Source organism: Agromyces bauzanensis, from assembly GCF_014645655.1.
GTDB lineage: Bacteria > Actinomycetota > Actinomycetes > Actinomycetales > Microbacteriaceae > Agromyces > Agromyces bauzanensis.
In genome coordinates, this window is the sequence record NZ_BMMD01000026.1 from 1 (window position 1) to 13,136 (window position 13,136).

Consider the following 13,136-nt stretch of genomic DNA (forward strand, 5'->3'; position numbering starts at 1 on the left):
CCTCGAAGCCGACGGCATCCTCACCCGCCACGACTGGCACCCCGAATGGAACTACACCCTCAACCCCACGACACGCACAGATTAATCATTCGCGAGCCCTTAGCCTGGTTCGACCACCTGAACGATGTATAAGCGTATCCGATCTCCAGATCGTCCGCGAGTACGTCCGGCCACAAAAGCCCTACCTGCTCGCCCTGAGTAACCGAGTTGGTCGAGACGAGCGCCATCTCGGCATTGGTTCCTCGGATGTACTCGCCGCCCTTGATGAACCAGGCGCTGACGTAGTCGAGACTCTTGTATCGCGGCGTAACCGATTGCAGGTCTCGCTTGTGCTCAGACGTTTGGTTACGGCTACCGAGGTACGGCGGGTTGCCGATCACGTAGATCTCTTCACCGTCTCGGTTCGGGCAAACGTCGTTCCAGTCGCGTGTGATCGCGTTCCCCTGGTGAACGCTTCCGGACTCCTTGAGCGGAATCAGTGGCAGATCAATGCCAAATTTCTCGCGGAACTCAACGTTCATCTGGTGCTTGGCAATCCAGAGCGAGAGGATCGCGACCTCGACAGCGAAGTCGTCGATCTCCAGCCCATAGAAGTGCTCGACGTTGATCCGCGACCCGAGCAGGTTGAACGTGAACTTGTCGCCCCGGAGGGCCTGGAGGCGCTCCAGGATGGCGTGCTCCAGCTTGCGCAACTCCTTGTACGCGATGACCAGGAAGTTGCCCGAACCACAGGCCGGGTCGAACACCTTGATCTGCGCGATCCGCTTCAGCAGCGCTTCGAGCTTCGGGACGCTATCGAAGGCGGCGTCGAACTGCTCCTTGAGGCCGTCGAGGAACAGCGGCTCGATCGTCTTGAGGATGTTCGGCACCGATGTGTAGTGCTGCCCCAGATCGGAACGTTGGCCGGGCGTGACGACCGCCTGGAACATGGAGCCGAAGATGTCGGGGTTGATCTCGTTCCAGCGCAGCCGCCCGCTCTCCAGCAGCAGGTCGCGGGCCTTCTTGTTGAAGGCCGGCACCGTGTGGTGCGCCTCGACGGTGAACAGGCGCCCGTTGACGTAAGGGAAGCCCGCCAGGTGCGTCGGTTTGTCGGCGGGAACCCCCGTGTCGAGCGCGGTGAAGAGGTCGGTCAGGAACTCGCTGACGTCCGAGCCATCGGGCTGGGTCAGGGTGCCAACTGCTCCCGTGAACTGGCCCTCGCGGAAGATCCCGGTGTCCTCCGCGAAGAAGCAGAACAGCAGACGGGTGAAGAACACATTGAGCGCGTGACGGCCTTCGCTATCGCTGTTCAGACCTTGATTTTCCGCGAGCAGCTCATCGAACAGCTTTGCCATTCGCTCAGCGGCCTTGACGTCGGCGTGCGCCTCGGCAACATATTGCGCCTTCTCCATACCTGCCCAGGGCAGGAAGAATGTGAAGTGCTTGTCGATGTCCGAGATCAGAATGGCAAGCGTCTCGCCGGTCTTCGTGTCGACGGCTAGCAGATCGGTGTAGTTCGTGACGATGACGAAGCGTGTGCTGTACCGAACGACAGTCGGTGAAGTGCGCAGCTCATCGATGACGGCGTAGGGGTCGTCTATGGTCTGCTTGAAGTAGACGACGTTCTTCTGCGCGACCTCGGTCGTCGGGTCGTCCGCGACGTTGAGGGAGCCGTTGCGCAGCCGGGTAATGTTGCTCGACGAGCGCCCGTATGCAGCCAGCAGCTCGAAAATGAACTCGCGATCGTAGCTGCTTCGTCCACCGAGAGGCCGAACGCGTTCCTCGGCAGATTTCAGGTTGAGTCTCACTCGGCGACGCCTCCCCCACGTCGCGCCTCAAGCGTCCATTCGGGCATCGTGCCGCTCACTCCTCGTCCGCCGTTCCTGCGCGACCGCTGCGCACCCATTCGTCGATCTCGCTTGCCTGGAACTTCCAGAGGCGGCCGACCTTGTGGGCAGGCATGTCCTTCTCCGCGATCCAGGCGTAGACGGTGTCCTTCGTCACGCCGAGATGGATGGCGATGGCGTCGGCAGAGAGCCAAGGCTCTGTCACAGGGCGACCTCCTAGTGCCGGATCAGACCGGATATGGCCCGGTTCTTCCGATCGTACCTTGAGCGAACCGGGCGACATGGGGTCTGCCGTTCGCGTGCCACTTCAGTACGGTATGAACCGGCCCATAAGATCAAGGGCATGGCAGCGAGCAACGGAGACCCGTCACAGGAGTCGCTCGTTGCGCCCACGATGTCGCTCTCTGCCGCCCAGGGCCGCTTCGGCGTTGACTACCTTCAGCTCGTATGCAGCCACGCAGGGTTCGGTTGTAGCGAGCCACGCCCCGGCGAGGACGTCCGCGCCATCGACGCCACGATCGCGTTCGAGTATGGTGACGCTCACGTTCAGGTGAAGTGCACGACGAAGACCTTCAGCCCGAAACGCGAGACCATCCGCATTCCGGTCGAGGACGAATGGGTCGCCTCGTGGCAGAAGCTGCGTGTCCGAGGTCCGGTTTACCTTGTAGTCGTTCAGGTGCCCGAGCAGGCGAAATGGATCGACTATCCGGCATCCCACACGCTGGTGGCCGCGACCGCATACTGGGCGGCGATGGACCCCGCGACCACACCGAAGAGCTTGGTCGTCCACCGCGGTCAACAGCTGACGGTGGACACTCTCCGGGAATGGGCACTCGAACGACAACTTGCAGTCAATGGAAAGGCGGCGTAACCCCATGACCGCCTCATTCACCGATCTCACCGACTACCTCACGCTCACCGGCTGGCATCGTGATTCCAGCGGCCAGTCAGGCTCCGTGTGGCGACGCGAGGGCTGGGACAGGCCGCTCCCCGTGCTCGATGACCTGAACCGCGAAGATTACGAGTGGGCCTCGACGATCGAGCGCATCGCGACCGCTGTCGAGACCCCGGCACGCGAGATCGATGAAGCGATCAGTCGCATGTACTTCGACGTCCAGGAGTTCCGCGCCGCCGACGACATCTACATCAAGGGGTCGATCCCAGTCGAGGCCGGCTTCACGCTGTTCTCCTCTGCGCGCGCCATGATTCGCGCCGCAGCTTCGACCGCGCGCTCCAACAAGGCACGTATCGGCGGCAACTACGGACCAGCAGCGCTTCGCATCGCTGAGAAGGCGCGCTTCGGCCACACCATCGACGGCTCATACATCGTGCCGCTCCTGATGCCACTCGACCGACCAGAAGAGCCCACATCGGATACGCCGCTCGAGTTTGAGGGCGAGGGCATCGCACATCCGCTGGTCGAGCCAGAAGAACGGCGCACCACGCGCATGCTGGCTCAGGCGCTGGCGGCAATCCAGCATGGCATCGTCGAGCCTGGGCGGGAGCTGCGCGGCTCCGTCGTGAACGACCTCGTGGCTACCGGCGTCAGCCGCGAGATGGTGGTCGCGGTCGAAAAGATCGTCGGTGCCGAGGGTGTAGCCGTCTTCGAGGTCAACTTCGATTGGGCAGGAGCCTTCACTCCGCCGCCCGGCAACCTGCGCAAGATCTCGTTCCCCCACGAGAGTGCCGAGATCTTGCGGCTCGCGGCCGACAAGTTCGTCCTCACACCGAAGACCCCATACGAAACGCTCTCCGGGCAGATCATCGATCTCGAAGACGACCCCGAGTCTCCGGGCGGTCGGGCCACGATCCGCACGTTCCGGCGCGGCCGGCAGGTCCGCATCGATATTCCGCTCACCCAGCAGCAGACCGACCAGGCTCACGGCTGGTTCAGCGAGCATCGTCACATCGTCGCTTCCGGTGTGGTGAAGAGCGCGCCGGGCAAGACCTCGTGGGTTGAGAAGGCGTCGCAGCTCGCGCCACTCGACGAGGTTGTGCTGTTCAGCAACCTCGACGATGACACCTCGGCCTGAAGGCGCGTCTTCGCAGCGTCAAGCAGATCCGGCGTCAGGAAGCCCTAGCAGCCGGCCAATCGCCTGTCTGAAGTGGTTCACGTCATCAAAGCTTCACGCGATCAGAGTCCGATCCCGCGTCCGCGCTCGATGCTGGGACTCGTGCGGGCGATGGCCGGAGTCTCCCGCTGGCCGGCGACGAACCCGGGCGCGGTCGTAGGCGGCGCGCGCGGCCCGGTACTCGTATGCCTGTTCCAGTCCCTTGACCTGATCGGGGTTGCCGAGCGGGGACGGTCCGGTGATGCCGTACCGCTCACGGTAAAGCCGGATGGTCGTGGCACGGCGGAACCACGCGGCCTGGTCGCGGGGGTCGCGGCTGGGAGTTCCGAGCCGCTTCGTCCATGCGGCCCCGGCTTCAAAGTCCGCGATGGCGAGTTCTTGGGCGGCGCGTTCGATGAGCTGCTGGCGTTGGACAAGGGCGGCGCGCATGTCCTCGCCCATCGGCCCGACCGGGCGAGGGAGCAAGCCTGCGACGCGGGCCGGGCCTGGCCGGTTGGTCCCGCGTCGAGGCTCGGCGGCGAGCCGGTCGATGACTCGCGCGATGAGCACTGCGGGGTCGGCAGGCTCCTTGCCCTCGGCTGGCTGGAAGCCGTCGAGGACGCGAGCGGCGTCGGCCAGGACACGCTCGGGTTCGTAGCCGTGGGACTCGGCTCGGCGCAGCGTCGTCTCCAACGCGGGGCAGTAGCCGCTGGTGAACACGTCATCGAGCACCGCGTCCGGCAGCGGGGCGTCTCCGATGACAGAGACCCACCGATCCTCCTGGGCGTACTGGCTGATCGTCGCGTATTCGGCCAACAGCGTCGTCAGCGATGCGTGCTCGTCCACGGCGAGGCGCATCGTTTCGGTTGCGGACTTGTCCGCGTCGGAGTGTGCGAGCACCGCGGCGAGTCGTTCGGTTGCGGTGTCCGGCGCGAACAGATCGTGGTGCCGTTCGGTGTTCTCGTCGGGGCTGTCGATGACGTAGGCGTGGTTTCCGTCCCGGCCTCGGGTGAGGGCGACGTAGAGCAGTTCCCGGTTCGCGGCCTGCGGGTCGATGAGCGCGTGCGCGGTGTCCACGGTGGAGCCTTGCGCGCGGTGGACGGTGGTGGCGTAGCCGAGCTCCACGCTCTCGGCGACATACCAGGCCGGGAGCACGACTGCAGTTCCGTGCGGGGCATCGTTCTTCCCAAGCCGGCGGACGGCGAGGGAACCGTCCTCGAATCGGCGGGTGACCGTCCAGCGGTCGCCGTTCTTCACCCACCCTGCGCTGCCGCTGGTCAGGCGGCGTTCGTTGAGACGGGTCACGATCACGTCGCCGACCCCGGCTGTCGTGCCGTCATGCAGAGCCACGCCGGACTCCTGCACCCGGCCTGCAGCGCCGAGGTCCGTGCGGGCGCGCTGGTTCAGCTCGGCGACGGTCTGGCCGGTGGCGGCGATCATCACCGAGCGCAGCCCCGCGTCCCGGTCGATGCGCCACGCCTGGTAAACGGCGTCGAGCATGGCGTCCTGGTCACCGTCATGCACCCGTCCGTGCTCGTCGTAGGCGGTGAGCGCGGCGGTGTCGCCGTGGCGCAGGCCTAGGCTCGCGGTCTTCTCCCATGCGGCGGAGAAGCGGCGCACGTCGGTCAGCTCGGCTACGTCGTCTCGGGTGCGGGCGAGCATCCCGAACGCGCCGCCTGTTTCGACGGCGGAAAGCTGGCCGTGGTCGCCGATCAGCACGACCTTCGCCCCCACGCTCGCGGCGTGGCTGGTGATGCGGTCCAGGGCGAGAGTGCCGGCCAGGGATGCCTCGTCAACGAGCACGAGCTGTCCGCGCCGGAGATCCCAGCGGCCGTGTCGGTGCTCGTAGAGGAACTTGGTGGTGTTCTCTGTCTGCACGCCGAGTTCCTGCCCGAGCACGTCTGCGGCTGCTGCGGACGGCGCGAGGCCGATCACGGAGTCCTTGCCGTGGGTGGCGGTCCAGGCGCGGTGCAGCGCACGCAGCGCGGTGGTCTTCCCGGTGCCGGCCGGCCCCACGAGCACGTCGAGGACACGGCCGGAGGTGGCGAGGGTGAGGATCGCGGCGGCCTGGTCGTCGGCGAGCGTCACGCCGCGGATCGGCCGGGACGTGTGCCGGTGCACGAGCCGCAGCGGGAGCCGGGTGCCGGTGGTGTCGGCGGCGTGCTCGAGGAGCCGGGTTTCGGCGTCGAGCACGTCCCGGCTGGTGTAGGCGACGGCATCCGGGCGCTCGAACCAGTGCGTGCCGTCCGCGGGGTTCACGAACCGGCCGGGTACGAGGCGGTCGTACTCCGGGGTGAGGCGCACGGACTCGGATTCGGCCCGTTCCACCACGCCGCGGATGACGGCCTCCCGGTCGTCGGCTGTGGCGAACCGCAGGCCCATCGTCTGCCGGGCGGCTTCGGCGTGCAGGTTCCACCGGCCCCAGATCGCGCGCCGGTTTCCGACCTCCATCAGCACGACCGCGGCGAGGTCATGCACCTGATCCAGCGGGAGATCGTCGGCGCGCAGGATCGCGTCGGCGGGCAGGTGCGCCAGCAGCTCCCGCGCCCACGTCGTCGCATCCTCCCCGAGCACAGCGGTCGCACGCTGCCGCCAGTCGGCGGTCAGCTCGGCCAGGGAGTGCAGTTCCTTGTCGGGCCGCGTCTCCAAGGTCGCCTGCTGCCGCAACTTGGCCTCCACTACCTGGGACGGGGATCGGCCGTGCTTGGACCGGTACTCGGCGATCAGCCGCCGGGCCGCGTCCTCGATCCCCTTGCCGCCATCGACGCCGAGCGTGCGCCGCGAGAACTCGTCGTGCAGGCGCTGAGGTACCCCGTCGATTTCCCAGCCGGTGAACTGGCTGGACCGGCGCTCGACCGGTACCCACGAGACTCCGAGCAGCCGGGTCGCATGGTCGGCGAGGAAGGCGTTGTAGGACGCGGACAGCGCGACCGTGGCACGGTGCAGGGTGCGCGAGTCCAGGGTTCGCCACTTCCCGTCCACGCCCTGCACCTTGTTCGACACCACGACATGCGTGTGCAACTGCGGGTCACCGGCCCTGGAGTCGTAGTGGTCGAAGGCCGTGGCGATGATCCCTTGCACCGGCATCGAAGCGACCCCGCCGTGCCCCACTCGTGTCGCGGCGACGGTGCGTTCCAGCAAGCCGAGCGTGTCACGCATCGCTGCATGGTGCGCCTGCGCCACCAGTGCCTGCGTCCCGGCATCGGCGACACCCCACAGCGCCGACAGGGACTTCGGCGGCGAGAACGTCAGGTCGAACCCTGCAACGGGGGTGCGCGCCGGGCGTGCACGCTCCTGGGCGGTGATCTGCGCCACCTGTTGCGTGCGGGTTGCATCGTCCAGCGAGGCGTCGAGGCGTGCAACACGGGCCGCGATGCGCCGCGCCGGGGGTTGCAGCGCGGGGTAGGCCGCACCGAGCTTCATCCCGGTCACCGGGTCCAGCCCGGACCCGAGCAGCCGCGCCAGGTGCTCCTCGGTCACCACTTCGCCGTCACGGACCTGGCCTGCATCCACGCTGGCGAGCCCGGCCAGGCCGGAACCGAGCCAGGTGCCGGGAGGCGTCCCCTCGGCCGTGTAGTAGCGCGTCAGCGGCGTACCGAGGTCACGATCCCCGTCGCCGGCCGCGACGGTGCGCAGCAGGTACTCGTACCCTCGCCCGACGGACATCACCCGGATCGTCATTACCATCTCCTGGCCCTCCTGAGACGGCCACAGCAGGGGTCGTCTCAAGAGATAGGTGCGCGCCGCGCACCACGGGCACCGCTTGGTGCCAACGTGTGGGTGAATCTGAGGCGGTAGAGAGCGGTTCAGGAGCGGAACGGTCGGAGGATCGGGCCGTAGGGTCGAGAAGACAGAACCGGGATCGGATGGCGTAGGCGAGGTGACGACGATGAGGAGACGGCGAGCAGGGATCGTGGCCGTGGCCGGGCTGGTGACGGCGATGGGGCTGACCGGATGCGTCCCCTTCGCGTGCCCCGCGATCGGCTGGATTAACACCCTCACGGTCGAGCTCGACGGGGATACTGACATCGTCGCCCAGGTGCAGCTCTGCACCGATGTCGGCTGCGCCCCGGCGGATGACGTGGACATGACGGGACCGCTCGGACTCATTAGCATTGCCGACCACGACGGCGACACCTGGACGTTCTCAGTAGACAGCCTGCCTGACACGTTCACGGTGCGGACGCTCGCCGCGGACGGCACGGTGCTCTCGGATACCGAGGTCACGCCGGAGTGGGTGCGCGTCGGCGGCAGCGCGCAATGCGGCGGACCCGGCGAGGCCACCGTCGCCGCGACTGTCTGAGTGCAGGGTTCCACCCATAGCAGCGGTGTGGGCAACTTGCCCTCGCCTGCGCACGGTGCCGGAACCGTTTCGCTACCGCGCCCCTCGCACCCGCTCCCGGCTAGGTTCGCCGCGGAGTTCGGGTCCGCAATGCCCCGCAGCGGGCTTGCGGAGCCGGGCACCGTGGCGCACAATCTCGCCGCGGGTGAGAGGCGATCTCTAACGGCCCCGGTGACTCACCGGGACCGGCGTACGACGGTTGCGCTCGTGACCATCCCGCCCGGTGGTGCCGATTCGGCACCACCGTCTTTATCGTCACGGTGCGGATGAATCACCCGCACCGTGACCGCGCGGTGCGATCATAGAGTCCCTATATGGTAGGTGATTGACCATCTCGCCACAAGATGTTGTGGTTTCCTGAGCGGTGCTGGCGCTACGCGGCGACCTCCCCGGTCGACGGCGGTTCGGCCGCCCGCTCCGGGGCGAGCGCTTCCAGCACCTGGGCGGTCCTAGGGTCCACAAGGTCGGACTTCTCGATGTAGTGCTCCTCGGTGATCGACCGGGAGCTGTGGCCGAGCATCGCCGAGGCCAGGTCGACGCCGGCCTCCCGGTCGATGGTCGTAGCGACCGTGCGACGGAAGGCGTACGGAGTGACCCCCTCGATACCCGCCGCTCCAAGCACGGCCCGCAGTTGCCGACGCACGTTGTTCGTGGTCAGCGGGGTGCCATTTCGAGTCTGGAACAGCAGCTCTTCCTCGCCGGGCGCGATCACCGCCAGGCGCTTGCGAATCGCCTCGGCCGCGAACGACGGCAGTGCGACTCGGCGTTTGGACGCCTCGGTCTTGGGATGGTCCTGGCGTTGGACGGGTTTGCCCTTCGGCTTGATGATCGTGCCGCAGATCCGCGCGGTCGGCGGCGAACCGGCCACATTCACATCGCAGCGGCGCAGTGCGAGCACTTCCCCGATCCGCGCGGAGGTTCCCAACATCACCTCGATGATCGCACCGAGCTGCCCGTCCGGGCGCGGCCCTGGCAGGCTGTCACCGGTGCGCCAGTCGGCCACGACCGCGCGGATGTGCTGGATCTCCTCGAACGACAGCGCCTTGACGACCGGCTTGGGCCGGCGAAGCCGCGAGGTGACCGGCACCGGATTGCGCGGAATCGCGTCGTAACGCACGGCCAATCCGAGGGCCAGCCCCAGCACGACCTTGGAGTGCTTCGCTCGGCTGTAGCTGATCTTCGCCTGGGCCTTGAGGAAGCGGTCGACGCGGCTCACGCTGATCTCACGCAGCGTCAGGTTCACGAAGCTCGGCAGCACAAGGGTGCGCATGTCGCGCTCGTACAGTTCCCTGGTCGACGCGGCGATCTTACCCTCCAGCTCAAGGTCGTCCAGCCACAGCTCGACCAGGCGCTCGAACGGCGTATCCGCGGACACCGGCCCGGTGTTGCCGACGAACTCGCTCCGAGAACTCAGCCGCTGCTTCAGCTCTCGCTCGGCCGCTTGCCGGGTGTCGGCTGTTGCCTCGACCCGGCGCAGCTTGCCGTCCCAGTCTCGGTGTCGCGTGGAGGCGACCCAACGCTCACCGACGCGACGGGCCGTGATCGCGCCGAAGGTGCCGATCGGCGTGCGCGGCCTACCCACGACGCATCACCGCCCCTCGGGAGTCGAGGCATTCGGTTCGTCCCTTTGGGGCGGCGGCTCCGCGTGCTCGTTCAGCCAGCGCCGCACTTCCGAGACGGGGAACTTCAACTCCCGGCCGATGCGATAGCCGCGCGGTCCCTGCCCGGCCAGCCGCCAGTCGTAGATGCGCTGCGCCGGGACGCCGAGGTACGCGGCCAGTTCGGAGATCCCCAGCAGGGGCTCCAGTTCGTAGCGGGTGTTGAGATCGTCCATACCCATTAGGTGCGTCGCGGTTCCCACGACGTGCCGAAGCGGGCAGAGGCGGGCAGAGGCGGGTCGAGACACACGCGAAGTGAACCGCGCGGGACACCGGGATCAGGCCGAATGTGGAGAGTAAATGGCGGGTAGATCAAATCTACGAACCTTCCGAGACTCGGAAACCCTTGAGATTCCTAGCCTCGGCAGTCGGGCTGACAGGATTTGAACCTGCGACCCCTTGACCCCCAGTCAAGTGCGCTACCAAGCTGCGCCACAGCCCGATGCCATCCGATTCCTCGGAGGACAACTCGACCATCATAGCGGCATCCCGAGGCGTGCTCGTGCACGCGGGCCGGTTTCGAGACGCTCGTTTCGCTCGCTCCTAAACCCGCGGCTTCGTGTCCTCCCGCGCACCGGGTTTCGCTCGCTCCTCAACCCGCGGCTTCGTGTCCTCCTCAGCCCATCGCCACGCTCGCTCCTCAACCCGCGCACACTGCGGATTCATGCACAGGCTCTATGCGGCGCATAGGTTCGCGCCGTAGGCTCACGGGTGCCGATTGCGGCCCTACCCGCACTGCCCGTTCGCAGCGCAGCCAGCACGAACCCAACCAGGAGGAACCTTGTCGAACGCCATCACGCGCCGCCCCACCCTGAACATCCCGATCATCGTGCTGTGGGTCGTCTCGGTCGGCGTCGGCCTGTTCGGCTACGTCTTCCTGCAGGGTGGCAACGCCGCTCAGGCGGACTTCTACAACACGGGCGGCGACGACTACCTCCAGTACCTCAACCTGCAGACGCAGAGCACCATCGGTGGGATGCTCCTGACGGCTGGCATCGTCGGCGTCTTCGTCGCGCTCGCGACGCACGCGCGCAATTGGGCTGCCGCGAACATCGCCGCGAGCCAGGCCGAGCTCGACGAGCTCTACGCACGTGTCCTCGACGACGAGGAGGATGGCGACGACGGCTTCGAATCCACCGGCCTCGGCGTCCGCGACGATGAGACCATCGTCGCGCCCACGACGGCCGCCGCCGACGAGGACGCCCCCGAGACTCCTGCCGAGACGACCACGGCCGCCGCCGAGGCGGCGGAACCCGTCGAGCCCGAGACGGCCGCCCCTGACGCCGAGGAGCCCAAGGACACCACCGACCGCGCCTGATCCGCAGCTCGAGACTTCGGCGACCTGCGGGCGCTCAGAGGTGCTTCCGCACCTCGTCCCTGAACGCCCTCGGGCCGTCGACCCAGATGCGCACGCCGGTGATGGCCTGCTGGCCGCCGTTCGCTCCCCCGCCCGGCAGCCGCACGACGATGGGCCGTTCGAGCTCGATCTCGATCTCGATGTCAGTCTCGTCCTGCATCCTGTAGACGAGGGTGCGCGAGGCATCCGCCACATCGAATCGCGGTGACTTCGGCTCGTGGACGCGCCGCTTGCGCCCGACCGAGGCGATGTCGTCCCAGCTGAACGCGAGGTCGATCTCGAGGCCGTGCCGCACCCGGATACCGTCGGGGCCGACGGTGTGCGGCCGCAGGAGGTACGCGCACAGCAGGCCGAGCATCCAGGTGACGCCCCAGATGCCGAGGACGAGGTCCGCGACGCGCACCGCTGGCCACCGGTGCACGATGAGGTCGACGATCGAGATCTCGACGGCCGGACAGCACGATGAAGATGAGCAGCAACGTCAGCACGGGCTTGTGATGCCGAACCCCGCCGCTCCGGGTGCGATCGCCGGGCGCCGTGCAACGAACCGGCCGATGCTCGCGTAGATCCGCAGTTCGAGCAGCAGCGCACGCTTCACGAAGCTCCTGCGGCGTCGCCAGACGGATGCCTCCCGCCGGGCCTCCACCTCCACGCTCATGCCGAGGCCCCAGGATGGTGGCGCGACGCGCCGCATCGGCGGCCACGAGCACCCGCAGACGCGCGGCGATCGCGTCGACCCCGCGCTCGAACGCAGGCCGGTCGGCCGACGCGACCGCGCCGAGCAGGTCGGCCGAGAGCTCGGCGTGCTCGCGCTGCATCCGCTGCATCATGCTCCGAGCGGATACCGCGAGGGACACGATCGTGGCGCGGCGGTCGGTCGGATGCGGCAAGCGCGTGACGAGTCCCGTGATGTTGCGCGGGCTGACGCCGAGCCTCGTCGCGAGCGAGTGCCGGGACGACGGCCCCTCGTGTTGCAGATCCCAGAGCACGCGCGTGCGCGCGGCGGTGAGCGGCGTGCCGTCGAAGGCGCGCGCCATCTCCTTCTGGAACAGCTCGCTGATCTCGCCGAGCGCACCGACCTGCTGGCCGATTCCCAACGGCGGCATCCTCGCACCACCGCGGTGCTGGCCAGGGCCATCTTGGGCGTCGAGCTCGCGGCCGAGCCCGACCAGCTGCAACGTCTCGCCGTGGAACTGCGCGCACTGCGCCTCGATCCACCCGCTGCGGATGTCGCCACCGCGCGTTAGCGTGGCAACATGCACTCCGCACTGACCGACGAGACGGATACGACCGGCCGGTTGCGCATCGTCCCAGCGAACGACGCGCCGTTCGCCGATGTCGTGGCGGTGTTCGGCACGAAGGGCGATCCCGCGCACTGCTGGTGCCAGTGGTTCAAGATCCGGGGCAGCGACTGGCGCTCCGTCGACGACGACGGCCTGCGCGACCGCCTCGAGGCGCAGCTCGCGGCATCCGACGCCGGCCCGGGGATGCTCGCCTACGACGGCGACACGCCCGTCGGCTGGTGCGCCGTCGAGCCGCGGCCCAACCTCGTGCGCCTCGCCCGCAGCCGCCTCGTCGCGGGCGGCACCGCGCATCCCGACTTCGCCGACCCCGACATCTGGGCCGTCACGTGCTTCGTCGTGCCCCGGGCGTATCGCAAGCGCGGCATCGGTCGTGCCCTCGCCGCGGCCGCGGCCGTGTACGCACGCGAGCGCGGTGCGCGCGTCATCGAGGGCTACGCGGTCGACGTGTCGTTCCGCGAGAAGCACGTCGCCGCCGAGCTGTTCCACGGCACGGTCGCGATGTTCGAGGCTGCCGGGTTCGCCGAGGTCGCACGGCCCAAGCCCGACCGCGTCATCATGGAACTCCGGCTGAGCGACTGAGCCCCAGGTCGTCCGCGAG

12 protein-coding genes and 1 tRNA gene are annotated in these 13,136 nt (G+C 67.7%); 5 read left to right on the forward strand and 8 right to left on the reverse strand.

The annotated features are described in order from the left end of the window. Positions 1-59: 59 nt before the first annotated feature. Both IEX31_RS16495 and IEX31_RS16500 read right to left on the reverse strand, forming a co-directional pair. Positions 60-1,787 carry a DNA methyltransferase gene (locus IEX31_RS16495; RefSeq protein ID WP_188744497.1) on the reverse strand — a complete coding sequence of 576 codons (1,728 nt, stop codon included), beginning with the start codon at positions 1,785-1,787 and terminating at the stop codon, positions 60-62. 55 nt (positions 1,788-1,842) lie between these two features. Further along, positions 1,843-2,031: a helix-turn-helix domain-containing protein gene (locus tag IEX31_RS16500; RefSeq protein WP_188744498.1), complete on the reverse strand. Its 189-nt coding sequence runs from the start codon at positions 2,029-2,031 to the stop codon at positions 1,843-1,845. Between the two features lie 138 nt (positions 2,032-2,169). On the opposite strand from IEX31_RS16500, the gene IEX31_RS16505 reads away from it, so the two are divergent. Then, entirely contained in the window at positions 2,170-2,697 is a 528-nt protein-coding gene (locus IEX31_RS16505) for a DUF4365 domain-containing protein (RefSeq protein ID WP_188744499.1), read from the forward strand. 4 nt (positions 2,698-2,701) lie between these two features. Next, positions 2,702-3,859 (forward strand): hypothetical protein, encoded by a 1,158-nt coding sequence (locus IEX31_RS16510; RefSeq protein ID WP_188744500.1) that lies wholly within the window; start codon positions 2,702-2,704, stop codon positions 3,857-3,859. Positions 3,860-3,952: 93 nt separating this feature from the next. Here IEX31_RS16510 and mobF read toward each other — a convergent pair whose 3' ends face one another. The 4 genes from mobF to IEX31_RS16530 all read right to left on the reverse strand — a co-directional run bounded on the left by mobF (position 3,953) and on the right by IEX31_RS16530 (position 10,319). Next, positions 3,953-8,215 (reverse strand): MobF family relaxase, encoded by a 4,263-nt coding sequence (gene mobF / locus IEX31_RS16515; RefSeq protein ID WP_229662444.1) that lies wholly within the window; start codon positions 8,213-8,215, stop codon positions 3,953-3,955. A gap of 377 nt (positions 8,216-8,592) precedes the next feature. After that, on the reverse strand, positions 8,593-9,801 hold the full coding sequence (locus IEX31_RS16520) for a tyrosine-type recombinase/integrase (protein ID WP_188744501.1): 1,209 nt from the start codon (positions 9,799-9,801) through the stop codon (positions 8,593-8,595). 6 nt (positions 9,802-9,807) lie between these two features. Then, positions 9,808-10,053, reverse strand: coding sequence for a helix-turn-helix transcriptional regulator (locus tag IEX31_RS16525; protein ID WP_188744502.1), 246 nt, complete (start codon positions 10,051-10,053; stop codon positions 9,808-9,810). A gap of 192 nt (positions 10,054-10,245) precedes the next feature. After that, positions 10,246-10,319 (reverse strand) — tRNA-Pro (locus IEX31_RS16530). Between the two features lie 339 nt (positions 10,320-10,658). Here IEX31_RS16530 and IEX31_RS16535 point away from each other — a divergent pair. Beyond that, positions 10,659-11,195: a hypothetical protein gene (locus tag IEX31_RS16535; RefSeq protein WP_188744503.1), complete on the forward strand. Its 537-nt coding sequence runs from the start codon at positions 10,659-10,661 to the stop codon at positions 11,193-11,195. 34 nt (positions 11,196-11,229) lie between these two features. On the opposite strand, the gene IEX31_RS16540 is transcribed toward IEX31_RS16535, so the two are convergent. Beyond that, positions 11,230-11,655: a hypothetical protein gene (locus IEX31_RS16540; RefSeq protein WP_188744504.1), complete on the reverse strand. Its 426-nt coding sequence runs from the start codon at positions 11,653-11,655 to the stop codon at positions 11,230-11,232. Positions 11,656-11,715: 60 nt separating this feature from the next. Then, positions 11,716-11,892, reverse strand: a complete 177-nt coding sequence (locus tag IEX31_RS16545; protein ID WP_188744505.1) for a hypothetical protein — start codon at positions 11,890-11,892, stop codon at positions 11,716-11,718. On the opposite strand from IEX31_RS16545, the gene IEX31_RS16550 reads away from it, so the two are divergent. Continuing rightward, the gene (locus IEX31_RS16550; RefSeq protein ID WP_188744506.1) at positions 11,891-12,481 is read left to right on the forward strand and encodes a hypothetical protein; all 591 of its coding nucleotides are present in this window, start codon (positions 11,891-11,893) and stop codon (positions 12,479-12,481) included. The two genes, IEX31_RS16545 and IEX31_RS16550, sit on opposite strands and share 2 nt — an antisense overlap. Positions 12,482-12,490: 9 nt before the next feature. Next, positions 12,491-13,117, forward strand: a complete 627-nt coding sequence (locus IEX31_RS16555; protein WP_188744507.1) for a GNAT family N-acetyltransferase — start codon at positions 12,491-12,493, stop codon at positions 13,115-13,117. Positions 13,118-13,136: the final 19 nt, after the last annotated feature.